The organism is Luteimonas sp. Soil_N_1 (assembly GCF_057656255.1).
In genome coordinates, this window is record NZ_JBDGKS010000001.1 from 1,795,320 (window position 1) to 1,821,469 (window position 26,150).

20 protein-coding genes and 5 tRNA genes are annotated in these 26,150 nt (G+C 67.6%); 10 read left to right on the forward strand and 15 right to left on the reverse strand.

From position 1 onward, the window contains the following. Positions 1 to 15 precede the first annotated feature (15 nt). From mfd to AC3A4E_RS08340, 3 genes are all read right to left on the reverse strand, one after another. Positions 16 to 3,537 (reverse strand): transcription-repair coupling factor, encoded by a 3,522-nt coding sequence (gene mfd, locus AC3A4E_RS08330; protein WP_487631031.1) that lies wholly within the window; start codon positions 3,535 to 3,537, stop codon positions 16 to 18. Between the two features lie 154 nt (positions 3,538 to 3,691). Further along, the gene (locus tag AC3A4E_RS08335; RefSeq protein WP_232138179.1) at positions 3,692 to 4,267 is read right to left on the reverse strand and encodes a GNAT family N-acetyltransferase; all 576 of its coding nucleotides are present in this window, start codon (positions 4,265 to 4,267) and stop codon (positions 3,692 to 3,694) included. Between the two features lie 120 nt (positions 4,268 to 4,387). Next, positions 4,388 to 5,245, reverse strand: a complete 858-nt coding sequence (locus AC3A4E_RS08340; protein ID WP_487631032.1) for a 23S rRNA (adenine(2030)-N(6))-methyltransferase RlmJ — start codon at positions 5,243 to 5,245, stop codon at positions 4,388 to 4,390. 180 nt (positions 5,246 to 5,425) lie between these two features. Here AC3A4E_RS08340 and AC3A4E_RS08345 point away from each other — a divergent pair, with 180 nt between their 5' ends. From AC3A4E_RS08345 to AC3A4E_RS08370, 6 genes are all read left to right on the forward strand, one after another. After that, positions 5,426 to 5,833 (forward strand): hypothetical protein, encoded by a 408-nt coding sequence (locus AC3A4E_RS08345; RefSeq protein WP_487631033.1) that lies wholly within the window; start codon positions 5,426 to 5,428, stop codon positions 5,831 to 5,833. Between the two features lie 57 nt (positions 5,834 to 5,890). Beyond that, entirely contained in the window at positions 5,891 to 6,571 is a 681-nt protein-coding gene (creB, locus tag AC3A4E_RS08350; protein WP_487631034.1) for a two-component system response regulator CreB, read from the forward strand. Between the two features lies 1 nt (position 6,572). Beyond that, positions 6,573 to 8,000, forward strand: coding sequence for a two-component system sensor histidine kinase CreC (gene creC, locus AC3A4E_RS08355; RefSeq protein ID WP_487631035.1), 1,428 nt, complete (start codon positions 6,573 to 6,575; stop codon positions 7,998 to 8,000). A gap of 84 nt (positions 8,001 to 8,084) precedes the next feature. Next, a complete protein-coding gene (creD, locus tag AC3A4E_RS08360; RefSeq protein ID WP_487631036.1) occupies positions 8,085 to 9,464 on the forward strand; it encodes a cell envelope integrity protein CreD in 1,380 nt (459 codons plus the stop codon). A gap of 99 nt (positions 9,465 to 9,563) precedes the next feature. Next, the gene (locus AC3A4E_RS08365) at positions 9,564 to 10,172 is read left to right on the forward strand and encodes a GNAT family N-acetyltransferase (RefSeq protein WP_487631037.1); all 609 of its coding nucleotides are present in this window, start codon (positions 9,564 to 9,566) and stop codon (positions 10,170 to 10,172) included. Further along, complete coding sequence (locus AC3A4E_RS08370; RefSeq protein ID WP_487631038.1) at positions 10,169 to 11,062, forward strand: carbon-nitrogen hydrolase family protein; 894 nt, start codon at positions 10,169 to 10,171, stop codon at positions 11,060 to 11,062. Before AC3A4E_RS08365 ends, AC3A4E_RS08370 begins: the two co-directional genes overlap by 4 nt. A 688-nt stretch (positions 11,063 to 11,750) precedes the next feature. On the opposite strand, the gene AC3A4E_RS08375 is transcribed toward AC3A4E_RS08370, so the two are convergent. From AC3A4E_RS08375 to AC3A4E_RS08405, 7 genes are all read right to left on the reverse strand, one after another. Then, positions 11,751 to 12,287 carry a phosphatase PAP2 family protein gene (locus tag AC3A4E_RS08375; protein WP_487631039.1) on the reverse strand — a complete coding sequence of 179 codons (537 nt, stop codon included), beginning with the start codon at positions 12,285 to 12,287 and terminating at the stop codon, positions 11,751 to 11,753. Continuing rightward, positions 12,268 to 13,458 (reverse strand): glycosyltransferase family 4 protein, encoded by a 1,191-nt coding sequence (locus tag AC3A4E_RS08380; RefSeq protein ID WP_487631040.1) that lies wholly within the window; start codon positions 13,456 to 13,458, stop codon positions 12,268 to 12,270. Before AC3A4E_RS08380 ends, AC3A4E_RS08375 begins: the two co-directional genes overlap by 20 nt. A gap of 124 nt (positions 13,459 to 13,582) precedes the next feature. Further along, entirely contained in the window at positions 13,583 to 15,127 is a 1,545-nt protein-coding gene (ppx, locus tag AC3A4E_RS08385; RefSeq protein WP_487631041.1) for an exopolyphosphatase, read from the reverse strand. An 80-nt stretch (positions 15,128 to 15,207) separates the two neighbouring features. Then, entirely contained in the window at positions 15,208 to 17,340 is a 2,133-nt protein-coding gene (ppk1, locus tag AC3A4E_RS08390; protein ID WP_487631042.1) for a polyphosphate kinase 1, read from the reverse strand. Continuing rightward, positions 17,337 to 18,665 carry a phosphate regulon sensor histidine kinase PhoR gene (gene phoR, locus AC3A4E_RS08395; protein WP_487631043.1) on the reverse strand — a complete coding sequence of 443 codons (1,329 nt, stop codon included), beginning with the start codon at positions 18,663 to 18,665 and terminating at the stop codon, positions 17,337 to 17,339. Before phoR ends, ppk1 begins: the two co-directional genes overlap by 4 nt. A gap of 585 nt (positions 18,666 to 19,250) precedes the next feature. Next, complete coding sequence (phoB, locus tag AC3A4E_RS08400; protein WP_232138165.1) at positions 19,251 to 19,940, reverse strand: phosphate regulon transcriptional regulator PhoB; 690 nt, start codon at positions 19,938 to 19,940, stop codon at positions 19,251 to 19,253. A 125-nt stretch (positions 19,941 to 20,065) separates the two neighbouring features. Further along, positions 20,066 to 21,739, reverse strand: a complete 1,674-nt coding sequence (locus AC3A4E_RS08405) for a M48 family metalloprotease (RefSeq protein WP_487631044.1) — start codon at positions 21,737 to 21,739, stop codon at positions 20,066 to 20,068. A 213-nt stretch (positions 21,740 to 21,952) separates the two neighbouring features. Here AC3A4E_RS08405 and grxC point away from each other — a divergent pair, with 213 nt between their 5' ends. The 4 genes from grxC (at position 21,953) to AC3A4E_RS08425 (ending at position 25,260) form a co-directional block, all read left to right on the forward strand. Next, positions 21,953 to 22,201: a glutaredoxin 3 gene (gene grxC / locus AC3A4E_RS08410; protein ID WP_487632041.1), complete on the forward strand. Its 249-nt coding sequence runs from the start codon at positions 21,953 to 21,955 to the stop codon at positions 22,199 to 22,201. Next, positions 22,198 to 22,590 (forward strand): carboxymuconolactone decarboxylase family protein, encoded by a 393-nt coding sequence (locus AC3A4E_RS08415; RefSeq protein ID WP_487631045.1) that lies wholly within the window; start codon positions 22,198 to 22,200, stop codon positions 22,588 to 22,590. Before grxC ends, AC3A4E_RS08415 begins: the two co-directional genes overlap by 4 nt. Positions 22,591 to 22,755: 165 nt before the next feature. Then, positions 22,756 to 23,763, forward strand: coding sequence for an isocitrate dehydrogenase (locus AC3A4E_RS08420; protein ID WP_487631046.1), 1,008 nt, complete (start codon positions 22,756 to 22,758; stop codon positions 23,761 to 23,763). Between the two features lie 165 nt (positions 23,764 to 23,928). Further along, entirely contained in the window at positions 23,929 to 25,260 is a 1,332-nt protein-coding gene (locus tag AC3A4E_RS08425; protein ID WP_487631047.1) for a Na+/H+ antiporter NhaC family protein, read from the forward strand. Between the two features lie 85 nt (positions 25,261 to 25,345). Here AC3A4E_RS08425 and AC3A4E_RS08430 read toward each other — a convergent pair. The 5 genes from AC3A4E_RS08430 to AC3A4E_RS08450 all read right to left on the reverse strand — a co-directional run bounded on the left by AC3A4E_RS08430 (position 25,346) and on the right by AC3A4E_RS08450 (position 26,006). Further along, positions 25,346 to 25,430, reverse strand: a tRNA-Leu gene (locus AC3A4E_RS08430). Positions 25,431 to 25,559: 129 nt separating this feature from the next. Next, a tRNA-Lys gene (locus AC3A4E_RS08435) sits at positions 25,560 to 25,635 on the reverse strand. Positions 25,636 to 25,710: 75 nt separating this feature from the next. After that, positions 25,711 to 25,787 (reverse strand) — tRNA-His (locus AC3A4E_RS08440). 30 nt (positions 25,788 to 25,817) lie between these two features. Beyond that, a tRNA-Arg gene (locus AC3A4E_RS08445) sits at positions 25,818 to 25,894 on the reverse strand. A 35-nt stretch (positions 25,895 to 25,929) separates the two neighbouring features. Next, positions 25,930 to 26,006, reverse strand: a tRNA-Pro gene (locus AC3A4E_RS08450). Positions 26,007 to 26,150 lie beyond the last annotated feature (144 nt).

Here is a 26,150-nt window from a genome sequence, read left to right on the forward strand (position 1 = left end):
AGACCTGGCGGTGCATCACCGCGCCGCCTGCGACGGCGCCAGCGCGATCAGCAGTCCACGCGCAGCCTGGATGCGCGTCTCAGCGTCCGGCAGTTCGAGGGTGATGCGCAGTTTGTCAGGGCCATCCATCTTGTAGTGCTTCGGCTGCCCCTGGATCAGGCGGATCACCGCCATCGGATCGACCTTCGGCTTCTCGATGAACTGCACGCGGCCGCCCTTGTCGCCCAGATCCAGCTTGCGCAGGCCGAGCGCGGTCGCCTGCAGCTTCAGGTCGGCGATCTGGAACAGATGTTTGGCGGGATCGGGCAGCAGGCCGAAACGGTCGATCATCTCGACCTGCAGCTCGCGCAGCTTGTCGATGTCGCGCGCACTGCTGATGCGCTTGTAGAGCATCAGGCGCGTGTGCACGTCGGGCAGGTAATCCTCGGGAATCAGCGCGGGCACGTGCAGCTCGATGTCCGCGCCACGCGCGTCCACATCGTCGACGTCCGGCAGCTTGCCCTGCTTGATGCTGCGTACCGCGCGTTCCAGCAGCTCGGTGTAGAGGCTGAAACCGACCTCGGCCATCTGTCCGCTCTGGCCTTCGCCCAGCAGCTCGCCGGCGCCGCGGATTTCCAGATCGTGGGTCGACAGGGTGAAGCCCGCGCCGAGTTCGTCCATCGAGGCGATCGCTTCCAGCCGCTTCTTCGCATCGCTGCTGATCGAGCGCTGGTCGGGAATCACCAGATACGCGTAGGCGCGGTGATGCGAGCGACCGACGCGGCCACGCAGCTGGTGCAGCTGGGCGAGACCGAACTTGTCGGCGCGATTGATGATGATGGTGTTGGCATTGGGAATGTCGATGCCCGACTCGATGATCGTCGAGCACAGCAGCACGTTGAAGCGCTGCTTGTTGAAATCCAGCATCACCTTTTCGAGCTCGCGCTCGGGCATCTGGCCGTGGGCGATGCCGATGCGCGCCTCGGGCACGAGTTCTTCCAGCTCGCGCTGCATGCGGCCGATGCTCTCGACATCGTTGTGCAGGAAATACACTTGGCCTCCGCGGCTGAGTTCGCGCTGGAAGGCCTCGCGCAGCTGCGCGTCGTCCCAGGGCACGACGAAGGTCTGCACCGCGAGACGGTGCGCCGGCGGGGTCGCGATGATCGACAGATCGCGCAGACCGGCCATCGCCATGTTGAGCGTGCGCGGGATCGGCGTGGCGGTGAGGGTGAGCAGATGCACGTTGGCGCGCAGTGCTTTCAGCGCTTCCTTCTGGCGCACGCCGAAACGCTGTTCCTCATCGACGATGACGAGGCCCAGGTCCTTGAACTTCACGTCCGGCTGCAGCAGCCGGTGCGTGCCGACGATGACGTCGAGCGTGCCGTCGGTGATCTTGCCGATCTCGGTCTTGATCTCTTTGGTGCTCTTGAAACGCGACAGCACTTCGACGCGGATCGGCCAGTCTGCGAAACGGTCGGCCATCGTGCGGTAGTGCTGCTCGGCGAGCAGCGTGGTCGGTACCAGCACCGCGACCTGCTTGCCGGCCGCGGCCGCGACGAAGGCCGCGCGCACCGCGACTTCGGTCTTGCCGAAACCCACGTCGCCGCAGACCACGCGGTCCATCGGTTGGCTGGAGCCGAGATCGCGGATCATCGCTTCGATTGCTGCATGCTGGTCGGGCGTTTCCTCGAACGGGAACGCGGCCGCAAACGGCTCGTACATCGTACGGTCGACTTCCAGCGCAAGTCCGGCGCGCGCCTGCCGTTTGGCCTGGATTTCCAGCAGTTCGGCAGCGACATCGCGGACCTTGTCGGCGGCTTTCTTGCGCGCCTTGGTCCAGGCCTCGCCACCGAGCGAATGCAGCGGCGCGGTTTCCGGCGACGCGCCCGAATAGCGGTTGACCAGATGCAGCTGCGACACCGGCACGTAGAGGCGATCGCCCTTGGCGTATTCGATGTCGAGGTATTCGCCCGGCTGACCACCGGCCTCGAGCACGACGAGCCCGCGATAGCGGCCGACGCCGTGATCCTCGTGGACGATCGGCGACCCTTCGCTCAGTTCGCCGAGGTCGCGGATGATGCTTTCGGGATCGCGCGCGGCCCGCTTGCGGCGACGCGGCTGCGCGGCGCGTTCGGGGAACAGCTGGCGCTCGGTGAGCACCGTGAGTTGCGGCGCATCGAGGGCGAAGCCGTTGTCGAGTGGCGCGATCGCGACGGCGAACTTCGTGTCCGTATCCGCGATGAAGCCCGGGAAGTCCTGCAGTACCGAAGGCCGCAGCTTGCCCGCGTGCAGGATTTCCAGCAGTGCTTCGCGGCGACCGGCCGAATCGGCGGCGATCAGCACGCGTCCCGGATAGCTGCCGAGGAAGGTCACCAGCGCATCGGCCGGCGTATGGTCGCGCGCGGCCAGCGGCAGATCGGGGGCCGGCTGGTCGCCGAGCGCTGACGCCTGCGCGTGGCGCGGATGTTCGGCGTCGCAGACCTCGACGCGCGCGCCCTGGTTGAGCCGCTCGCGTAGTGCGTCCGGCGTGAGCCAGAGTTCGGCCGGCGGCAGCAGCGGGCGCTCGATGTCGTGACGCAGCTGGTCGTAGCGGTGCAGCACCTGTTGCGTCCAGAAATGATCGCTGGCCGGCGACGCGCCGGTGTCGATAACCGGCAGCGTGTTCGCCGGCAGGTAATCGAACAGCGTCGCCGTCGACAGCGGCGCTTCGCCCTTGTCGAGCAGGGTGCGTCGCGGCGCTTCGAAGAACAGCGGCAGGTAGTACTCGATGCCCGCCGGTGCGGCGCCGGCTTTGAGGTCCTGGTACAGACCGCTGCGGCGGGTATCGATGTCGAAGCGCTCGCGCAGCGTGTCCATCGCGCGTGCGGTCGCGGCGTCGTCCAGCGGCACTTCGCGGCCGGGCAGCATGCGCAGCGCGGCGATCTTGTCGAGCGAGCGCTGGGATTCCGGATCGAAGGCGCGGATGGTTTCGATCGCGTCGTCGAACAGCTCGATGCGATAGGGCTGGTCGGCGCCCATCGGATACACATCGAGCAGACCGCCGCGCACGGCGAAGTCGCCCGGATCATGGACCTGCGGCACGTGCGCATAGCCGGCGCTTTCGAGCCGGCGCTTTTCGGCGTCGAGATCGAGCGTCTGGCCGACATCCAGATCGAAGCTCGCACCGGACACATGCCGGACCGGTGCCAGCCGCTGCATCAGCGTCTGCACCGGCACCACGACGATGCCGCGCTTCAGCGAGGGCAAGCGGTGCAGGGCGGCGAGGCGCTGCGAGACGATGTCCGGATGCGGGCTGAACCGGTCGTAGGGCAGGGTTTCCCAGTCCGGGAACGGCACCACCGGCAGATCGTGATCGTCGCCGCCGAGCGTGCGCAGATCATGTTCGAGCTGCTGCGCGCCGTGGTTGTCGCGGGCGACCAGCAACAGCGGTCCGTCGTGCGTCCGCGCCGCCTGCAGCACCGGCCATGCCAATGCGCTGCGGCTGGCGGGCGCCCGCCACCACGCGCGTGCATGACCGGCGGTGGGCAGGGGGGGCGAAGCGGTGACGGCGTGCGGCATGGAGAGATCCGGATGGCGGAATACAAAACGAAGACAGCGCCGAAAGCCAAGTGGCCGGCGCGAATCAGGGGGTGAAGTCTAGACGAGCGCGTCGCAGGAACTGCGACGGTGCAAGCGGAACCGCGCCGGCGAGCGGCGCGGTAAGGTCAGAAAGTCAGCCCAGACGCACGTTCGGCGTCGTGTCGACGACCTGGCGCTTGAGTTCGAGCGACACCCGGACCATGCCCGGCGCCTCGACGGCCTGCTGCTGGAAGCTCAACGACTTGGCGAGGGCGAGCATCGGCTCGTTCTCTTCCAGCACGTCGCCGAAGATGCGCTCCAGGCGCTTGCCCTTGGCCCAGCGCACCAGGCGGCGGAGCATGTGCCGTCCCAGGCCCATGCCGGCGACGTAATGGCTGACCAGGATGTGGAACTCGGCCTGACGCGTGCCCGGCAGGACCGCCGCGCGCGCCACCGCACCCACGAGCGCATCACCGGGTGTGTAGGGCTCGGCGGCGACCAGCACGAATTCCGATTTCGGATTCGGCTGGGTCAGACGGTTCGCGGTCTCGGGCGACAGCTCCGCCTTCGCATACAGGAAGCGCTGCCGCACCTCGTCGGGCTCGAGCAGCGCGAACGAGGCCCGGAGCGGCTCGGCATCGGCTGGTCGGATCGGGCGGATCAGCACCTGGCGACCATTGGCGAGGCGGATCTCCTCATGCCACGGGGGAAGTCGGTTGCGTGCGGTCATCGAGAGTCGGTATGAACGGGTATGTCCGACCTTACCCGCAGGGTCTATTCACGAACCGTGAAGGGGCTGCGCCCGTTGCGCGAAGTTGCCCCATTCATCCGACAGGTTCGACCACAACGTTCAGGCCGGCTCCCGCAGCCAGTGGAGGCGGGTGTCGGCGCCTGCTTCGCCGATGGCGTTTTTAAGCGCATCCAGCGCGGGAGCAAGCGCCGTGGCGAGCTGCCATGGCGGATCGAGGATCAGCAGGCCGCTGCCGTTCATGCGCAGCGGCGAGTCGTCGGCACGCACCAGCAGTTCGACCAGCAGCGAGGATTTCGTCTGCAGCTTGGCGGCCGACCGCAGGAACGGCGTCAGCGTGCGGCGCTGCTTGATCGGGTACCACAGCATCTGGATGCCCTGCGGCCAGCGCGCCAGACCCTCGCGCATCGCCTTGAGCGCGATCTCGAATTCGGCCGCCTGCGCCTCGTAGGGCGGGTCGACCAGGACGAGGCCGCGATTGAAGCGCTGGTCACCGATCTTGGGCGGCAGCAGGGATTTGAACGCCGCGTAGCCGTCGCCCGAATGGATCGCGACGCGCGGATCGGCGCCCAGTGCCCGGCGCAGTGCACCCGCTGCCGCCGGTTCGGTCTCGAAGCAGGCGATGCGGTCCTGCTCACGCAACGCATGGGCCAGCAGCCAGGGGGACCCGGGGTAGGCATCGGCGCCGTGCTCGGCCCGGCAGGCGTTGACCGCTGCCAGATAGCGCGTGATCAACGGCTGCTTCGGCGCGGTCGCGAGCAGCAGGCTGATGCCGTCGTCGGCCTCACCGGTGCGCCGGGCGCGCTCCTCGCGCAGGCGATAGACGCCGCCGCCTGCGTGGGTGTCGAGCGCGAAGCAGGGCGCGGGTTTGGCCGTCAGCGCATCGCAGATCGCGAGCACCACGAGGTGCTTGAGGACGTCGGCGTGGTTGCCGGCATGGAAGGCGTGTTGGTAATTCATCGCGACAGCGTACCGGGGGCCAGGCTCGAACGGTAAGCGGCACGCACGCCAGTCACCGCAAGGGCCTACCTCATGGCGCGGGTTTTCCGGTCCGCGAGAAGTGCGAGCCCTCCCATTTCGCGGACAAGGAAGTGGAACATCATCTGGGGGCGCATCCGATAACCACTGCGGAGAGAATCGATGACATCAAGGAAGATGGTCTTGCTCGTGTTTGGGCTTGCGCTCGCAACTGTGTGTGCAGGTACAGGTATCGCCAGCGACGACAAGGGGCTGGGGGCTTGTGAGGGCGTCAGGCTGAAAGGTCTAGTCGGTGGGCGGGCCCAGACGATCAATGATGTGATGGCCTCGTGGGTAGGCTCGCACCTGAGCGAGACGGTCGCACGATGGGGAGCGCCGTATTCGACGTTCGAGAACCGGGACGGCTCGCGGATCATCACCTGGAAAGATGGCGGATGCGCGAAGAATTTCAAAGTCGACCTTGAGGATGTTCTGACGCATTGGAGCGTGGGTTCTGGCTGCAGGTGCTTCAACGGCTCGTCTCCGTCTTTCGAGCGCCGAAACCTGCCCGTGCCGCACATGACTCTGTAGCCGCTCCAGTCATGACAGAATTTGCGGTGCCGCTCTTTACAGCGTTGTTGCCAATCAATGAAGCACCTCCTGCTGGTCGAAGACGAAACCGCGATCGCCGACGCCGTGGCGTACGCACTGCGCGCTGAAGGCTACGAGGTGCGCCATTGTCTGGACGGACGCGCGGCGCTGCAGGCTGTGGACAGTGGCAGGTTCGATCTGGCGATCCTCGATGTCGGCCTGCCCGATATCAGCGGCTTCGCGCTTTGCGGCGAACTGCGCCGCAAAGCGCCACTGCCGGTAATCTTCCTGACCGCGCAGGCAGCGGAATCGGAGCGTGTGCTCGGCTTCGATCTCGGCGCCGACGACTACATCGCCAAACCCTTTTCGTTGCGCGAGCTGGTGGCGCGTGTGCGGGTGGTCCTGCGTCGCGGCATGCCCGACACGGCGAAAGGCGAGGCGACGCGCAGCGGTGCGTTCGAGCATGACGCCGAAGGTCGGCGCGTCCGGTATCACGGCCATGCGCTCGATCTAACGCGCTACGAGTACGGCCTGCTGGCCGCGCTGCTGGCGAGGCCGGGCGCCGTGCTGTCGCGCATGCAGTTGATGGAGCGGGTCTGGGGCGATGCGCTCGACAGCGGGGATCGGACCGTCGACACCCACGTGAAAACACTGCGCGGCAAGCTGCGCGCGGTCGCGCCCGAGTCCGATCCGCTGCGCACGCATCGCGGCATCGGCTACTCGCTGGATCTCGACTGACATGCGTATCGGTCTGCGCATCCTGCTGGGCTACTTCCTGATCGTCGCGCTGGCGGCGTTCCTGCTGATGCGCGTCTTCACCCAGGAGATCAAGCCGGGTGTGCGCCAGGCGATGGAAGACACGCTGGCCGACACGGCTAATGTGCTCGCGGAACTGGCGACTGACGATTTCCTCGCCGGTCGCATAGACGGCGGCCGCTTCGCGACCCGCGTCCGCGCGCTGCGCGAGCGCGACATCGGCGGCAACATCTGGGGCTTCCGCAAGGCGCAGGCCGAATACCGCGTCTACGTGACCGATGCCGACGGCATCGTGGTGTTCGACTCGGCCGGCCGCGATCTCGGGCGCGACTACTCGCGCTGGAACGACGTACTGCTGACCCTGCGCGGCCAGTACGGCGCGCGCTCCACGCGCACAGACCCGGCCGACGACAGCACGTCGGTGATGCATGTCGCGGCGCCGATCCGCGATGGCAACCGTGTGGTCGGCGTGCTGACGGTCGCCAAGCCGAACAGCGCGATCGCGCCCTTCATCGCCCGCAGCGAACGCACGATCTTGCGCTGGGGCTTCCTGCTGCTCGGCACTGCGCTGGCGGTCGGCCTGCTCGCGGCGTGGTGGCTGTCGCGGCAACTGGGCGGCCTGCGGCGCTATGCCGACAAGGTGACGGCCGGCGAGCGCGCGACGCTGCCGGATTCCGCCGGCGAGTTCGCCGACCTCGGCCGCGCCCTGGAGACCATGCGTGAGCGCCTGGAGGGCAAGCAGTACGTCGAGCGCTACGTGCATGCGCTGACCCACGAACTGAAAGCGCCGCTGGCGGCGGTGCGTGGTGCGTCCGAGTTGCTCGAATCGCCCTTGCCCGAGGCCGACCGCGCGCGCTTCGCGACCAGCGTGCGCGAACAGAGCGAGCGCATGGCGCAGATGATCGACAAGTTGCTGGCGCTGGCCGCGGTCGAGCATCGCCAGCGGATCGAGCAGCCGACCGACATCGACGTACGCACCCTGATCGACGCCGCCGTCGCGCCGTTCGCGGATGGCGGCGTGCAGCTGCGGGTGGACACCGGAGATGCCGAAGACCTGCGCATCCGCGGCGACGCCTTCCTGCTGCGGCAACTGCTGTCGAACCTCGTCGACAACGCCCGCGACTTTTCGCCGGCCGAGGGCGTGGTCGACGTCACGGCACGGAGCGACGGCGCGCAGCTGCGGATCGTCGTGGCCGACCGCGGCCCCGGCGTGCCGGAGTACGCACTGCCGCGGGTGTTCGAGCGCTTCTTCTCGTTGCCGCGGCCCGGCGGCCGCAGCCGCAGCAGCGGGCTGGGCCTGGCCTTCGCGGCCGAGGTCGCGGCGCTGCACGGCGGCACAGTGCGACTGGAACACCGCGAAGGCGGCGGCACGCGCGCAATTCTCGAGTTGCCGCTGCCGGCCACCGGCTGAGACTTCTTCTTCGCTTCACACAGCCGCCCGCGTGCCCCCACGTACGCGGCGCAGTCTGCGCGCATCCCAACACGGAGCGTCGCGATGCGACTCATGCTGAAGATCCTGATCATCGCCGGGCTGAGCCTGGCGATCCTGATACCCCTGGTGCTGATCCGCGTCGTGATCCAGGACCGCGAGCAGCACCGCGCGGCCGCGGTCGCGCGCATCGCCTCGAGCGAGGCGGGCGCCCAGACCCTGAGCGCGCCGGTGCTCGTGGTGCCCTACACCGAGCGCGTGGAAGTCGAGCAGACCGATGACCGGGGCCGACCGACCGGCCGCGTCTGGCGCGACCGCAGCGGAGCCTGGACGTTCTTTCCCAAGACGATGGAGATGACCGGCACGATGTCGCCGTATCTGCGCCAGCTCGGCCTGCACGATGTGCGGATGTATGCACTCGGCGGTCAGCTGTCCGCAGACTTCGACGTGCGGATTCCCGAGGACATCGAGGGCTTGCCGCCCCGGAAGATCGGCACGCCGTGGATCGGCTACACCGTTGCCGATGTGCGCGGCTTGCGCGGTACGCCGCAGCTGCGTGTGGACGGTGCCGGCATCGCGCTGCACCAGGGCGCGGGCGGCGACGGCGGCACCGGTGTGCATGGTCTGTTGACGCGCCCCGCACTCGCCGACGCGCCCTTGCGGCTGCGCACGGTGCTGGACTTCGAGCTCACCGGCGCCGAGACGCTGGCCGTCGTTCCACTGGCCGACGAGAACCGCGTCACGCTGGATTCCGCATGGCCGCATCCTCAATTCAATGGCCGCTTTTTGCCTCGCGCCCGTGAGGTCGGCAAGAGCGGTTTCCACGCCGAGTGGGCCGTGTCTTCGCTGGCCAGCGACGCGCAGCTGCAGTACCGCAACGGTACGCGAGCCGATGCTGGCACCGCATCGCTGCTGCGCGGACATGGTGACGCCGGCGTCGACGTGCTCGGCATCTCGCTGGTCGACCCGGTGGATGCCTACACGCGCGCCGACCGCGCCAGCAAATACGGCATCGTGTTCGTGCTGCTGACCTTCACCGCGTTCTTCATGTTCGAGATGCTGCGCGGCCTGCGCATCCACCCGATCCAGTACGGCCTGGTCGGTCTGGCGCTGGCGATCTTCTTCCTGCTATTGCTCGGTCTGTCGGAGCACATCGCCTTCGACTGGGCCTACCTCACCGCGAGTGGTGCCTGTATCGGCTTGATCGGCGTTTACCTGAGCGCGGTGCTGCGCAGCCGGGTGCGCGGTCTGGGCTTCGCGGCGGGACTGGGCCTGCTGTACGCCGCGCTCTACGGGCTGCTGGTGTCGGAGGACAATGCGCTGGTGCTGGGCGCCGGCCTGCTGTTCGCGATCCTCTCCGCGATCATGCTGGTGACGCGTCGGGTCGACTGGTACCAGGTTGCGGCGACGCCGACGGCGACACCGCCGCCCCTGCCGCCGCGCTGATCCATCGAAGGTGCACATGTGGCCGCAGTCATCCCTGCGGCCACGCTGCGTTCCACGGCGCATACGAAGCGCCCACTGCACGCATGCCAGACTTCGCGCATGACGCCTTCAGCTCCCACCGTGCGCACGCTGTCGGGCGATGCGATGCACCCCTGGCTCGATGCGGTCGCGCAGCTGCGCATGACCGTGTTCCACGACTGGCCGTATCTCTACGTCGGCGACGCCGACTACGAACGCGGCTACTTGGCCGCGTATGCGCGCTCGCCGCGCAGCGTGTTCGTGCTGGCCTTCGATGGCGATACCGTCGTCGGTGCGTCGACCGGCCTGCCGCTGGCCGATGACACGACGGAGTTCCAGGCGCCGTTCGTCGATCAGGATGTCGCCGTCGACCGCGTGTTCTATTTCGGCGAGTCGGTGCTGCTGCCGCAGTGGCGTGGACACGGCATCGGTCATCGATTCTTCGATCTGCGCGAAGCCCACGCCCGCGCATTCGGCGGTTTCGACATGACCGCATTCGCCGCCGTCGATCGCGCCGAGGACGATCCGCGTCGGCCCGCCGATCACCACGACAACGAGGTGTTCTGGCACAAGCGCGGCTACGTGCGGCAACCCGGCATGACCATGCTGCTGCGCTGGGACGAACGCGATGTCGGGAATGTCGTGCATCCGATGACCTTCTGGACCCGTCCGCTGGAGGCCAGCGCATGAGAGTCGCCGCCGCACGCTACGCCATCGGCATGCCGCCGGATTTCGACGCCTTTGCCGCGCACCAGCGTCGTCTGCTTGGCGATGCTGCCGCGCAGGGCGCACAGATTGCCGTGCTGCCTGAATACCTCGCGCTGGAACTTGCCGCGACCTTCGACGACAGCGTGCGCAGCAACACGCTCGCTTCGCTGGCGGCCGTCCAGCGCTACCGCGACGACTGGCTCACGCTGTTCGCCGGCCTTGCGCGCGACACCGGCATGCACATCGTCGCCGGCTCCTTCCTCGACGACATCGGCGGCGGCCTATACCGCAACCGCAGTGACATCTTCTCGCCCGACGGCGGACACGGCTGGCAGGACAAGCTGCAGCTGACCGGCTTCGAGAAGAAGACCGGTGTGATCGAACCCGGCGATACGCTGAAGGTCTTCGACCTCGGCGGCGTGCGTGCCGGTATCGCCATCTGCTACGACATCGAATTCCCGCTGCCGGCCCGCACCCAGTGGGAAGCCGGTGCACGCCTGCTGCTCGTGCCCAGCTGCACCGACACCGCCGCCGGCGCGACCCGCGTGCGCGTCGGCTGTCTGGCGAGGGCGTTGGAGAACCGCTGTTTCGTCGCCCAGTCGGTGACGGCGGGAGACGCGCCGTGGACCCCGATCCTCGACATCAACACCGGCAGCGCCGGACTGTTCGCGCCGATGGACGTGGGGTTTCCCTCGGACGGGGTGCTGGTCGAGACCGGCGACGCGGATGTCTGGGCGATCGCCGATCTCGATGTCGATGCGTTGGAAGCGGCGCGTGCGGATGCGCAGGTCGACAATGATCGGGATTGGGCGGGGCAGGCGCGGCCAGCGCTGGCGAGGGCGGTGTTGGCGTCTTTTGAGTCGTCCCGTTAGTTTTTTTTGAGCCTGGAAAGAAGTTGTCACCGACTCCACTGCGGGCGAGACAACACCTTCGACTCTGCTTTGAAGCCGAAGCATGCTTACCGCCGAGCTTTTGATCTTCGATCCGCCGCGTTGAGCACACCCACCCGGAGGGCGCCGCCCATGGATGGGCGGCGTTTTCCGATCGAGGCAGGATGCCGAGTCGGAAAATCCCGGTGCACGTGATGCCTCGGGCTGTGGACGTGTCGGGGAGACGTTTTTCTTTGGTTCTGTTTCTTTTGGGGTCTACCAAAAGAAATGAACTCGGCCGCGTCAGCGGACGAAAGCGTTTGATCTACGCCTGTGAGTTTGCCTGCGGCAGGAGAAGCAACGTCAGACGCTTCCACTCGCCTTGCGGCGAGCGGGTTCATTTCTTTTGCTGGCCCCGCGCACGCAGTGCGAACGGCGCAGCCGGCCCCGCAGGGGCGAGCATCGAAGATGCGAGTCAAAGAAACGGAACCAAAGAAAACGGCCAGCCCCGACGGAGCAAACCCGGCCAGTCATTCGTTCCGGGATTTTTCGACTCGCCATCCTGGCTCGGTCGAAAAACGCCGCACATCCATGTGCGGCGCCCTACGGGTCTACAGGCTGCACGGCGGCGATCCGGAGAGCGGAAAGCAGAGCGAGAAGCGAATCGATGCTTCGTCGACATGAAGTCGGATCAGATGACGCCACCCGCCCAGAGCGAAGTGGCGCCGAGGGCGCTCCCAATCGCCGTTGCCGCCAGCACATCACTCGGATAGTGCAAGCCCAGCACCACCCGCGACACCGCCACACTCGCTGCAAACGGCACCAGCACGCCCGCGAGCATCGGATACCACGCCACCGCGACGATCGAGAAGGACACCGCGTGCAGCGTGTGTCCGGACGGAAAACTGAACTCGTCGAGCGGCGCGACCCAGGCGCGGATGCGGCCGTCGGCGGCAAACGGCCGCGGGCGTTTCGTCCAGCGTTTGAGGGATTTGTAGAGCAGCAGCGCGACGGCGCCGGTGGCGGCCATATGTGTCGCAGCGACCAGACCGTCGAAGCCGTCGATCAGCACCAGCGCGGCCATCAGCAGGTACCAGGACATGCCGTCGCCAAGACGGCTGACTGTGGAGAAGTAGCGGCGGATCCACAGCCGGGTGCAGGCGCGGTTGGCGCGCAGGCACCAGCCGGTGTCGTGGTGGAGCAGTCGGCTACGCGGCGGCGCGTGCATCGGCATCCTCGGCATCGGTCGGAGTGGGAAGCGGCATGCGCGCATCGGGCGAGCCGCTGCGCAGGCCGGACAGCAGCGCATCGAGATCGTCGGCGACATGCGCGGGCGTCAGTCGGCGCATCGCCTCGCGACCGGCGAGCCCCATCTCGCGGCGCATCGACGCGTCCTGCGCCAGCGCGACCGCGGCGGCGACGAACGCGTCCTCATCGTCACCGGCGATGCGCGCGCCCTGGAAGCCGTCGCACAGGTGTTCGGTCGCCGCGCCATGGTCGAAGGCGACCTGCGGCACGCCGCAGGCCATCGATTCGAGCACCACGTTGCCGAAGGTCTCGCTGCGGCTGGGGAACAGGAACAGGTCGGCGCTGGCGAAATGGCGGCCGAGGTCGTCGCCGCGCTGCGAGCCGCTGAAGATGAAATCCGGATTCGCGGCCTGCAGCACGTTGCGCTCCGGGCCGTCGCCGACGAAGACCATGCGCGCGTCCGGTCGCTCGGCCTGCAGGGCGCGGAACGCGCGCACCGCGAGACCCAGGTTCTTCTCGGCGGCGATACGGCCGACGTGGACCGCGACGAGGCCGTCCTCGTCGACGCCCCATTGCGCGCGGAGGTCCGCGTCGCGCCGCGCCGGATCGAATTGCGCGCAGTCGACCGCGCGCGACAGCACGACCGGATGGCCGATGCCGGCGTCGCGCAGTTCGCCGGCGAGTGCCTGCGTGGCGACGAGGGTGGCGTCGGCGCGGGCGTGGAAGCGTCGCATCCACGACAGTGCGGCAGGCTGCAGCCACGGCACGCCGTAAGCGCCCATGTAGATGTCGAAGCGGGTGTGCAATGCAGTGACGACCGGAATGTCCAGCGCCTGCGCGGCATTGAGCGCCGACCAGCCCAGCGGGCCTTCGGTGGCGACGTAGATCGCATCCGGGCGCGCGGCGCGCCAGCGGGTACGCAGGCGTTGTCCGGCGGGCAGTGCGAGGCGCAGTCCCGGATAGCGCGGCACGCGCAGGCCACGGATGCGCAGCGACTGGGCATCTGAGCCCGGTGGCTCGCCGGCACGGGCCGGGCGGATCACCTCGACCGCGTGTCCGCGTGTGCGCAGACCGCGGACGTAGGATTGCAGCGTCAGGGCCACGCCGTTGATATCGGGCGGGTACGTATCGGTGACGATCGCGTAGCGCATCGTTCGGTCCGGTCGCTGGTTGTGCGCAGCTTGCGGACGGAAGATGCCGCTTCGATGACCGGGGTTTGACGCTTCGGTGACAGCGTGACCGGATGCCGGTCACGTGATGTCAGAGCCGGCGAACTCAGTCCGCCGTGAGCGCCAGGGTGATGCCGAGCGCGGCCATGTCGTCGGGTTCGCCTTCCAGATCGGTGCGCAGCAGTGGCCGCGCATCGAGCCACTGGCGCGGCAGGCTCAGGCGCAGCAGCGGACCATCGGCAGTCGCCTGCAGGCGCGGAATCTCGTCGGCCTCGTGGCTGCGATGCAGCAGCACCGCGAGGCGCAGCAACGCGGCGGTGCGCCGTGCCTGCTGCAGCAGACGATCGGGCAGCGCCTCGAACGTGGACTTGCCGACCTTGCGGCGCTGGCAGCGCACGAGCGTGGCGAGGAACTGCTGTTCCTGGCGCGAGAAGCCGGCGATGTCGGAATGTTCGAGCACGTAGGCGCCGTGCACGTGGTACTGGCTGTGCGCGATCACGAGGCCCAGCTCGTGCACGCGCGCGGCCCAGGCCAGCATGCGCAGATCGTCGCCGTCGAGGCTCCAGCTGCGTGCGACCTGGTCGAACAGGCGCAGCGCCGTCGTCTCCACGCGCGTGGCCTGCGCCTGGTCGATGCCGTAGCGCTGTTCCAGCGCGGCGATCGAGCTTTCGCGCGGATCGTCGCTGCCGCCGCGGCCGAGCATGTCGCGCAGCACGCCTTCGCGCATCGCGGCCTTGCTGACCTGCATGCGATCGATGCCCAGCACCTGGAACGCCGCTTCGAGCACCAGCACGCCACCGGCGATGATCGGCCGGCGATCATCCGACAGGCCGGGCAGATTGATCGCATCGATATTGCCGGCCTGCAGCAGCGTGTCGCGCACGATCGGCAGCGCTTGCGCCGTCACCGCGCCCTTGGTCAGCTTCATCGCCGCGCAGATCTCGCCGATGGCCTTGTTGGTGCCCGAGGCGCCGACCACTTCCTGCCAGCCGAGCGTGCGATAGGTGCTGGCGAACTGCTGGAATTCCGCGGCCACTTCCGCCAGCGCCTCGCGCCAGCGCTTCTTGGACAGCTTGCCGCCGGGAAAGAAGCGACGCGTGCTGGCGACGCAGCCGATCTGCAGGCTTTCACGCTCCAGCGTGTCGAAGCCGCTGCCGATGATGCATTCGGTCGAGCCGCCGCCGATGTCGATCACAAGCCGTCGCTGGCCGGGCTTGGGCGGCTGCGCGTGCGAGACGCCGAGATAGATCAGACGTGCTTCCTCGCGGCCCGAGATCACTTCGATCGCATGGCCGAGCGCGGTTTCCGCCGGCACCAGAAAGGCCTGCGGCGCGGACAGCCGGCGCACCGTGTTGGTCGCGAGTGCACGCACGCGTTGCGGCGGGATGTCGCGGATGCGCTGGCCGAACCGCGACAGGCATTGCAGTGCACGCTGGCGCACGTCGGCATTGAGTCCGCCGCGGCCATCGAGGCCCTCGGCCATGCGCACGGTCTCGCGCAGGCGGTCGACGACGCGCAACTGCCCTAGCGTGTAGCGGGCCACGACCATGTGGAAGCTGTTGGAGCCCAGGTCGATCGCGGCGAGCATCTCGCCGTCCTCGAGCGGTACCGTCAGTGCCTCGGCGAGCGCGAGCGTTTCATGACCGGTCATGGCGTTCCTGGTGGCCGCGACGCAGAGTGCGCGCGCGGCGTTGGGGGAGCGGGCATGTTAATGCATGCCGCGCCGCACGCTCAGCCGCACAGATGTGCGAGCAGCCAGCCCTGCGCCGAATGCGGCATCGTGTCGCCGTCCGGTACGACCTTGACGTAGGTGCCGTCCTCGCGCAGTTCCCAGGCGTTGAGGTTGTCGGCCAGGTAGTTGTCGAGCGACTCGCTGCGCACGCGCACCGCGATATCCGGATCGAGGATCGGGAAGCCGGTTTCCACGCGTCGCAGTAGATTGCGTTCCAGCCAATCGGCGCTGGCGCAGAACAGGTCCGGGTCGCCGTCGTTGGCGAACCAGTACACGCGGTGATGCTCGAGGAAGCGACCGACTATCGAGCGCACGCGGATGTTCTCCGACACACCGGGTACGCCGGGACGCAAGGCGCAGGCGCCGCGGATGATCAGATCGATCTGCACGCCGGCCTGCGAAGCCACGTAAAGCGCACGCATCACCTGCGGCTCGTTGAGGGCGTTCATCTTGGCGACGATGCGCGCCGGCCGTCCGGCATTCGCATGCGCGGTTTCGCGTTCGATACGTGCGATGACGCCGGCATGCAGGGTGAAAGGCGACTGCAACAGACGTTTGAGCCCGATCGCAGGCGCCAGGCCCGACATCTGCTGGAACAGCAGGTGCACGTCGTTGGCGATGTCGGGATCGGTCGTCAGCAGACCGAAGTCGGTGTACACGCGCGCGGTGCCGGCGTGGTAGTTGCCGGTGCCCAGATGCACATAGCGGCGCAGCTTGCGGCCTTCGCGGCGGACCACGAGCAGCATCTTGGCGTGGGTCTTGTAGCCTACCACGCCGTAGACGACCTGCACGCCGGCCTCCTGCAACCGATCGGCGAGGCCGAGGTTGGCTTCCTCGTCGAAGCGCGCACGCAGTTCGACGACGACGGTCACGTCCTTGCCGTTGCGCGCGGCCTGGATCAGGTGCTCGACGATGCCCGAGTCCTTGCCAGTGCGGTACAGCGTCTGCTTGATCGCCAGCACGTTCGGGTCTTCGGCCGCCTGCTTGATCAGCTCCAGCACCGGCGCGAACGAATCGAAGGGGTGATGCAGCAGGATGTCGCCGTCGGCGATCAGCTCGAACATCGCATCGGTGCCCTTGGGCAGCCGCTGCTGGAAGGGCGGGAACTTGAGATCCGGCCGCTGCACGAGATCGAAGATCTGGCTGATGCGGTTGAGATTCACCGGGCCGTCGATGCGGTAAACCGCGTTCTCGGGCAGGTCGAAATTCTGCAGCAGCGTGCGCACGATCGGCTTCGGACACTTGGCCGAAATCTCGAGGCGCATCGCGCGCAGGTAACCGCGTCCGGCGAGTTCGTCGCGCAGCGCAAGGGCGAGATTTTCGACTTCCTCGTCGTCGACGATCAGTTCGGAGTTGCGGGTCACGCGGAACTGGTAGGCGCCCTTGACGTCCATGCCGGGGAAGAGCTCGTGCACGAACTCCGACAGCACCGACGACAGGAACACGAAGTCGTACTCGCCGCCGGAGATGCTCTCGGGCAGCTGGATGATGCGCGGCAGCGAGCGCGGCGCGCGAACGATGGCGAGATTGCCCACGCGGCCGAACGCGTCCTTGCCCTTGAGCACGACGACGATGTTGAGCGACTTGTTGAGGATCTTCGGGAACGGATGCGCCGGATCGAGGCCCAGCGGCGACAGCACCGGCATCACTTCGTCGCGGAAGTAGGCACGTAACCAGCGCGTCTGCCGCGCGGTCCACTGCTCGCGGCCCAGCACGCGCACGCCGGCTTCGGACATCGCCGGGCGCAGGACCTGGTTCCAGCACGAGTACTGCGCCTCGACCAGCTGCGCAGTGCGCTCGTGGATGCGCTTGAGCACGGTGGCGGGCGTGAGCCCGTCGGGTGGCAGCGGCACGCCGAAATCCTGCGCGTGATGCATGGTCGCGGCGCGGATCTCGAAGAACTCGTCGAGGTTGGTGCAGGCGATGCACAGATACTTCAGACGCTCGAGCAACGGCACCGACTCGTCCTGCGCCTGCGCCAGCACGCGGAAGTTGAAGTCCAGCTGCGAGAGTTCGCGGTTGAGGTACAGCGCCGGATCGCGCAGCGGGTCGATCGGGTCGGCGAGAACGTCGGGATCCAGACCGCGCACGGACTTCGTGGTTTTCTGGACGCGGGAACGGGCGGCGCTCATGCGGTGGCTCCGAAATACTGGGTGTCGCGGGCGCGGACGCGCTCAGCGGTGAAATGGCAGGCGAACCGGCTGCCGACGCCGACTTCGCTGTCGATCTCGAGCCGCGCCTGGTGCAGGTGCAGCACGTGCTTGACGATCGCCAGGCCAAGGCCCGTGCCGCCGGACTCGCGCGAGCGGCTGGTCGACACGCGATAGAAGCGCTCGGTGATACGGGGAAGATGCGCCGCCGGAATGCCGTAACCGGAATCCTCGACCGACAGCGCGACGCCGCCGGCATCCAGTGGCGCGTAGCGGATCGTGATGCGGCCACCGGCCGGCGTGTAGCGGACGGCGTTGCTGACGAGGTTGGAGAATGCGCTGTGCAGTTCCCGGGTGGATCCGATCAGGTCGGTCGGGGAGTTGTCATCCACCGCGATCGTATGCCGGCCCTGGCTCAACACTTCGAGTTCGCGGCGCAGGCTGGCGAGCATCGATGTCATCGAGACGACCTCGTCGCCGATGCTCTCCTGTGCCTCGAGGCGTGACAGGGTCAGCAGGTCCTCGACCAGCTGGGTCATCCGCTGCGACTGGTTCTGCATTTCCGACAGCATCGGCGCCCACTCCGGCTGTTCGGCCGGGTCGAGCATGTCCAGATAGCCGTGAACGACCGTCAGAGGGGTACGCAGCTCGTGCGAGACGTTGGCCACGAAGTCGCGGCGCATCTGTTCCAGCTTCACGATCCGGGTGACGTCGCGGGCGAGCAGCAGCCACAGGTCGTCGGAATAGGGGATCAGGCGCAGCTCCAGCCGGGTGCCTGACGAGTGCGGCGAGGGCACGTCGAGCATCGGTTCGGCACGTCGGCCCTGTGCCAGCCAGTGCGCCACCGGCAGCGGCTGCAGTGTTTCGCCGACCGGCCTGCCGACATCGCGTGGCATCTGCAGTCCCAGCAGCGACGTCGCCGCGCGGTTGAACCACTGCACGCGCTGGCTGTTGCGGTCCACGACGATCACCGCATCCGGCAGTGCCGCTGCGACTGCGCGATAGGCACGCAGCATCGCGATCAGACGCCGCTTGCGCGCGCGCATGTCCTGTTGTCCCCGGTGCAGCATGCGGTCCGTCTCCTGCCACACACCCGCGCCTTGCGGCGGTGGCACGCGGCTGCGCGACGTCAGCCGCGTCAGCAGGTCGTACAGTTTCCAGTAGTGCCAGGCGAGCACGCCCAGCGCGGCGATCGCCAGCGCCATCCAGATGTGGTCAGTCAGCGCTCCCAGCACCGCAGCGACGCCGAGCACGGCAACGAGCTGCAGCAATGTGCGGGTCCAGGCGACGTGGATACGGGGTGGCATGTCGGTGAGTCTAGGCAATGTCAGGTGACAGGTTGGCGTAAGAAATCAGGATGTCGAGTGGGGAGGTAGCGGTGGCTGTTGGCTTGCTGCGCTTTCGCGAAACACGACGGAACTTGGCGGCCAGCAGACCCGTCGGGCGTCGTCCATGGATGGACGGCGTTTTTCGATCGAGCCATGGATGGCGAGTCGAAAAATCCCGGAACGAATGACACGTCGGATGTGCTCCGTCGGGGAGGCCCTTTCTTTTGCTTACTTTTCTTTGGGCCAGCAAAGAAAAGTGAGTCGCTCGCCGACAGGCGAGTGAAAGCTCTGCAATTCGCGTGCACCGGGCGAGGATCAAGTGCTTTCGTCCGCTGTCGCGGCCGAGTTCATTTCTTTTGGTAGACCCCAAAAGAAACAGAACCAAAGAAAAACGTCTCCCCGACGGAGCAAACCCGGCCAGTCGTTCGTTCCGGCATTTTCCGACTCGCCATCCTGGCGCGGTCGGAAAACGGCGGGCATCCATGCCCGCCGCCCTCCGGGTGTTCGTTCTGCACAGCGGCGTTTCGTAAGTCAAAAGCGAAAGCAGGTCAGCTGGAGCGTTGGTTACACCGACGCCGAGAACCGGTACCCCGACCCCCGCACCGTCTGCACCATCCCATCCAGCGCACTCGGCTCGAGCGTCTTGCGCAGGCGGCGGATGTGCACGTCGACCGTGCGTTCCTCGACGTAGACGCTGCCACCCCAGACGTGGTCAAGCAGCTGCGAGCGGCTGTAGACGCGTTCGGGGTGGGTCATGAAGAAGTGCAGCAGCCGGTACTCGGTCGGGCCGATCGTGACCGGTGCGTCGCTGGCGAAGACGCGATGCGCGGCGCCGTCGATGCGCAGGGCGCCGACGGTGACGCTGCCGTCCTCGTCGTCGTCGCGTGCGCGGCGCATGACCGCGCGGATGCGGGCCAGCAGTTCGCGCGCCGAGAACGGCTTGACCACGTAATCGTCGACGCCTGCTTCGAGGCCACCGACGCGATCGTTCTCCTCGCCGCGGGCGGTGAGCATGATGATCGGGATGTCGCGGGTCAGGGCGTCCTTGCGCCAGCGGCGGGCCAGTTCCAGACCGCTGGTGCCGGGCAGCATCCAGTCGAGCAGAATCAGGTCCGGGACGCGGTCGACGATCGCCGACTGCGCCTCACGCGCGTCGCCGGCGTGCATCGGCTCGAACTCGCCCTTGCGGAGCGCGAAAGCGACCATGTCGCGGATCGCCGGTTCGTCATCGACGATGAGGATGCGTTTCTGCATGGATCGGTCCATAGCGCCGGTGGGATGGCGCCATTACACGACAGTTTTGTGACGGTTTGGCGACAGGCGGGGCCTGACCGTCATCCGCATGCGACAGGGCCGGCAGGCAGCCGGCCGGGCGCGCCTCAGCGGCGGCGCAGATCGTCGTCGCGGATCCCCTGGCGGTGCAGTTCCAGCACCATCGGTGTGACCGAGGCGATCCGTGCATCGATCCGTGTCCGTGCGTAGTAATCGAGATCGTCGCGACGCCGGAGGGTGTTGAGCTGGATCAGCGCCTGCTCGGCGCGCCCGCCGAGCAGGGCGGCCTCGGCCCAGGCCTCGCCGGCGCGCACCGGATCGCCTGCCATCTCGCTCGCCCGGGCAAACGCCCGCTGGAACGCGGGGTCGCCGCCGGAGGCATTGAGCAGCGGACGCAGGATCGCCTGGGCGCGCAGGCCCGCCTCGGGCGTGTTGCGTTCCGCCAGCGCGGTGGCGTAGGTCAGGACGACTGCGGGGTGGCGGGGCATGCGGTCGAGCAGGCTCTCGAACCGCTGGTCGGCGGCTGCGGCACGGCCGGCGCGGGCATCGGTTTCGGCCATGCCCAGCGTCAGCCAGACATCGCCGGGGTACTCGGCCAGCAGTTCGCGGAACACATCGCCCGCCGCGTCCAGTTCGTTGAGGCGCTGCCGGGCCACGGCCAGGCCGTAGCGTTGCGCGTCGGTGAGGGCGGCACTGCGACGCATGGCCTCGTACTCGCGCACCGCCTGCGCGGGCGTGTTCGCGCTGAGCACGCGCAGACGTTCGCGCGTCCAGCCGAACTGCGTCATGTCGATGCGCGACAGCGCGCCGGGTGGCAGGCGCAGGCCTGCCGGGAGCATCGGGTTGCCGAACCCACGGGCGGGGGCCTCGTAACTGCCGTCCACCGACACGCGTTCGGTGCGTGTGCCTTCCGGAGTCGACGTGGTGACCTGCACCGTGTCGCGGTCCATGCGCTCGGCGCGGTCACGGGCTTCGCTGATACGCGTCGTGGTGACCGGATGAGTCCGCAGGTAGTCGGGCAGGCGCTCGCGGTCGCCGCCCTGGTTGGTGCGGGACACCGCCTGCATGCGCTCGAACATCGAGGCCATGCTTTCGGGGTCGTAGCCGGCGCGCGACAGCGTGCGGATGCCGAGCCGGTCGGCTTCGGATTCGTTCGAACGCGTGTAGTCGATCTGGCGCTGCAGGGCGAGGCCCTGCGCGCCGGCGATGACCGCCATCGCGGCATCGTCGGAGGAATTGCTGCCGCTCTGCGAGGCGACCGCGATCGCGCCGAGCATCGCCAGCAGCATCGGCACCTGGTCGCGCTGCGCGCGCTCGACGCCGCGCAGCACGTGCGACTGGGTGACGTGCGCGACTTCGTGCGCGAGCACCGCGGCGACTTCGTCCTCGGTCTCGGCCGCCAGCACCAGACCGGCGTTCATGCCGATGTAGCCGCCCAGCGTGGCGAAAGCGTTGATGCTGCGGTCGCGCATCATGAAGAAAGTGAAGGCCTGCTGCGGCTGGTCGCTCGACGAGGCCAGGCGATTGCTCGTGGTCCGCAGCCAGGTGTCGACCAGTGGGTCCTCGAGCACGTAGTTGTAGTGGCGCAACTGCGCGAGCAGCATCTGCCCGTACTCGGACTGCTTCGCCGGACTGAGCACGGTGCCGGCAGAGGAGCCGATGTCCGGCAGGCGCGTGTCCTGCGCCGGTGCGCACACCGCAGCCGTTGCCAGCACCAGCGCCGTCAGCGGCGGCAGAAGGGCGAGGCGGGCAGGGCGGTGTGGAGTCTGGGCTGGGCGCATCGGCTCGTTCGTGTGAGGAAGCGAAACTGCAGCATGCCGGTGGCATGCGGGAAGGGCATGAATGCCATGTTAAGGCGGCGGTGCGCGGCACCACATGGAAAACACGGTGCCGCACCCCCATCTGACCGACAATCGCCCGACAAGTTTCCGGAGACTGCCGTGACCCCCGATTCCCCGACTTCCGCATCGCCCGGCACCGCGCCGGAGATCGTGATGTACACCAGCGCGATCTGCGGCTACTGCGTGGCCGCCAAGACCTTCCTCAAGAGTCAGGGGCTGGACTGGCGCGAGGTCCGCATCGATCTCGACGTCGCCGAGCGCGAACGCATGGTCGCGCTCGCGCGCCGGACCAGCGTGCCGCAGATCTTCGTCGGCGAGACCCATGTGGGCGGCTACGACGACATGATGGCCCTGCACCGCAAGGGCGGTTTCCTGCCGCTGGCACAGGGTCCGGGCGCATGAGCGCAGAGAGCGAGGCTGACCGCGTTGCCGAGTTCAGCGCATACCGCAAGCGTATGAACGAGCGCATCCTGGCCGAGCCCAACCAGGTCGTACGCCGCTTCTTCGCGCTCGACACGCAGACCTACCAGGCCGGCGCGCTCGATCTCAAGACCAAGGAACTGCTCGGTCTGGTCGCCTCGATGGTGCTGCGCTGCGACGACTGCATCAGCTACCACGTGGCGCAGTGCAAGGACGCCGGTGCGACGCGCGAAGAGCTGTTCGAAACCTTCTCCGTGGGCCTGGTCGTCGGCGGCAGCATCGTGATCCCGCACATGCGTCGCGCGGTCGATTTCCTCGACCGTCTGGAGCAGGGCGAGGCCGGAACGCCAGCGGTGCACGCGCACGACTGAGTGCGTCTGCGAGGCGCGCCGCAGGCATCGTGCGCGATGTCGCGGTCGCGCTCCGGTGTGCCTGCGTTTGGGTCGGGGTGGGCGCCTCGGGCATAATGGGCGGGTTTCCCCTTCACCCGACGCCGCGCATCGCGCGTCGTCCCTGCGCACGGAATCCCACCCCACATGACGCACACCATTACGGTCATCCGCGGCGACGGCATCGGCCCGGAGATCATGGACGCGACGCTGCACGTGCTCGACGCGATGCAGCTCGGCCTCACCTACGAAGACGCGGACGCGGGCCTGATGGCGCTCGAGAAGCACGGCGAACTGCTGCCGGCCGCGACGCTCGAATCGATCCGCCGCAACAAGATCGCGCTCAAGAGCCCGCTGACCACGCCGGTCGGTGGCGGCTTCAGCTCGATCAACGTGGAACTGCGTCGCCAGTTCGACCTCTACGCCAACGTGCGTCCGGCGACGTCGTTCCCGAACACGCGCTCGCGTTTCGCCGACGGCGTGAATCTCATCACGATCCGCGAGAACACGGAAGGTTCGTACATCAGCGAAGGCCAGGAAACCTCGGCCGACGGTGAGACCGCGGTGTCGATCACGCGCATCACCCGCAAGGGTTCGGACCGCATCGTGCGCTACGCGTTCGAGCTGGCACGCAAGACCGGTCGCAAGAAGGTCACGATCGTCCACAAGGCCAACATCCTCAAGAGCACCTCGGGCCTGTTCCTGAAGGTCGCGCGCGAAGTGGCGGCCGAGTATCCGGACATCGAAGCCAACGAAATGATCGTCGACAACACCTGCATGCAGCTGGTGATGCGTCCCGAGCAGTTCGACATCATCGTGACGACGAACCTGTTCGGCGACATCATTTCCGACCTGTGCGCCGGCCTCGTCGGCGGTCTGGGTCTGGCCCCGGGCGCGAACATCGGTACCGACGCGGCGATCTTCGAGGCCGTGCACGGCTCGGCGCCGGACATCGCCGGCAAGGGCGTTGCCAACCCGTGTGCGCTGCTGCTCGCTGCCTCGCAGATGCTCGACCATCTGGCGCTGCCGGAGCAGGCCGAGCGCCTGCGCAAGGCGATCGTCGCCACGCTCGAGGCCAAGGACGGCGTGACGCCGGACCTCGGCGGCACCGGTAACACGATGGCCTTCGCCAAGGCGATCGCGGCACGCCTGTAAGACGCGCCTGCACGCCACGCGCGCCGTGCTTCGGCGGCGTGGCGACGGGAACGGGACGCTTCGGCGTCCCGTTTTTCGTTGCAGGCCATCCTGCCGGTCGTCATGACGGACCGACGCGTCCTGCGCACAATGCGCACACGCATCGCCCTCCCGGAATCCATCCGCATGACCGTCCGCCCCAGCGCGCTCGCGCTGACGCCGCTGCTGCTGTTCCTTGCGCTCTTCTTCGGCGCCGGGCTGTATTTCACCGCGCAGGGCGAGGCGATGGGGTTCTACCAGCTGCGCGCGCCGGTCGCGATCCTGCCCGCGCTGGCGCTCGCCGCCTGGATCGCGCATCGCCGCGGCCTGCAGGCCGGCGACATCCTGCTGCGCGGCATGGGCGATCCCAACATCGTGCTGATGTGCCTGATCTTCCTGCTGGCGGGCGCGTTCGCCTACGTGTCGAGTGCGATCGGCGCGGTGGATGCGGTGGTGTCGATCGGTCTGTCGGCGATTCCCGCGCCGCTGATCCTGCCGGGCCTGTTCGTGCTGTCGGCGCTGATCTCGCTGGCGATCGGCACGTCGATGGGCACGATCGCCGCCGTCGTACCGATCGCGCTCGGCGTCGCCGAAGCGTCGGGTCTGGACCGTGCATTGGTGGTCGGCGCGGTGATCGGCGGCGCGATGTTCGGTGACAACCTGTCGATGATCTCCGACACCACGATCGCCGCCACCCGCACCCAGGGCGCGCAGATGCGCGACAAGTTCCGCGAGAACTTCAAGATCGCGATGCCGGCCGCGCTGGCCACGGTCGTATTGCTCGGCGTGCTGGGCGGCGCCTCGCCGATCGAATCCGAGAGCAGCGCGTCCGCGTGGCTGATGCTGCCCTACGTGATCGTGCTGGCGCTCGCCCTGGCCGGCGTCGACGTGCTGATCGTGCTGGGCCTGGGCATCGTGCTGGCCGGCGGCTTCGGTCTGGTGTTCGCCGACGACTACGGCGTGGTGCCGTTCGTGGGCGACATCTGGACCGGCTTCCAAGGCATGGTCGAAATCCTGCTGCTGTCGCTGTTGATCGGCGGCCTGGGCGCGTTGACCAAGGCCAGCGGCGGCCTCGACTGGCTCGCGCAGCTGATCGCAAAATTCGCGCGTGGGCGTCGCAGCCGGCGATCGGGCGAGTTCAGCATTGCCGCGTTGTCGACCGCGGCCGACGTGTTCACCGCCAACAACACGGTCGCGATCCTCGTCAGCGGCAGCGTCGCGCGCGATATCGCGGAGAAGCACGGCATCAGCCCACGACGTGCGGCCAGCGTGCTCGACATCTTCGCCTGCGTCGCGCAGGGCGTGCTGCCGTATGGCGCGCAGATCCTGCTGGCCGCTTCGCTGGCATCGGTGTCACCGCTCGCGCTCGCCGGCAGCGTGCACTACTGCTGGCTGCTGGGGGCGGTGACGATCGGTTTCATGCTGTGGCCGGGCCGCGGAGACGCCGGCGCTGTCGAGGCGCCGACCACGCGGAGCTGACGGTCGCGGCAATGCGTGGTCGCGTCGCGCTCGCGTCCATGCGCGGACGCGTCAGCCCGCATTGATGCTGTGGATCTTCCCGGGCTGGTGCGAAAGGGGGGACTCGAACCCCCACGCCTTGCGGCACTGGTACCTAAAACCAGGGCGTCTACCAATTCCGCCACTTTCGCTTGTTGCCCGCCGTGGGCGAGCCGCGGCATGTTAGTCCATCATCGCGCCGTTTTGGCAGGGCACGGGTTTCGCGGGTTGCCAACGCCGGAAACGAAAACGCCCGGCCGAAGCCGGGCGTTTCGTGTAACTGGTGGGCCGTCAAGGATTCGAACCTTGGACCTATTGATTAAGAGTCAACTGCTCTACCAACTGAGCTAACGGCCCGATGAAGCGGGCGCGCATTGTAATGCAACTTTGCGCGCTTGGGCAACACCTTTCGTGTGTTGCCCGGTGAAGCAATGGGGTGGAAGACGGGATTTGAACCCGCGACCCCCGGAATCACAATCCGGTGCTCTAACCAACTGAGCTACATCCACCACAGAAAACTTGTCTCGTACCGCCGGCGATGGCGCGCCCGACAGGAATCGAACCTGTAACCCCCAGCTTAGAAGGCTGGTGCTCTATCCGGTTGAGCTACGGGCGCCAGTGCGTCGAATGATAAACGCGGCTGGTACCCGATGGTCGGGGTAGAGGGATTCGAACCCCCGACATCCTGCTCCCAAAGCAGGCGCGCTACCAGACTGCGCTATACCCCGCCGGAACAAGCGGTCGAACCTGACCCCGACACGGCCAGGACCGTACGAAGGGCGCAATTGTACGACCGCCGCGCGCGCTGTCAATGCAGTGCAGCATACGGATGCACGTGTATCCTCCCTTCCAATCAGAATCCATGGACAGAC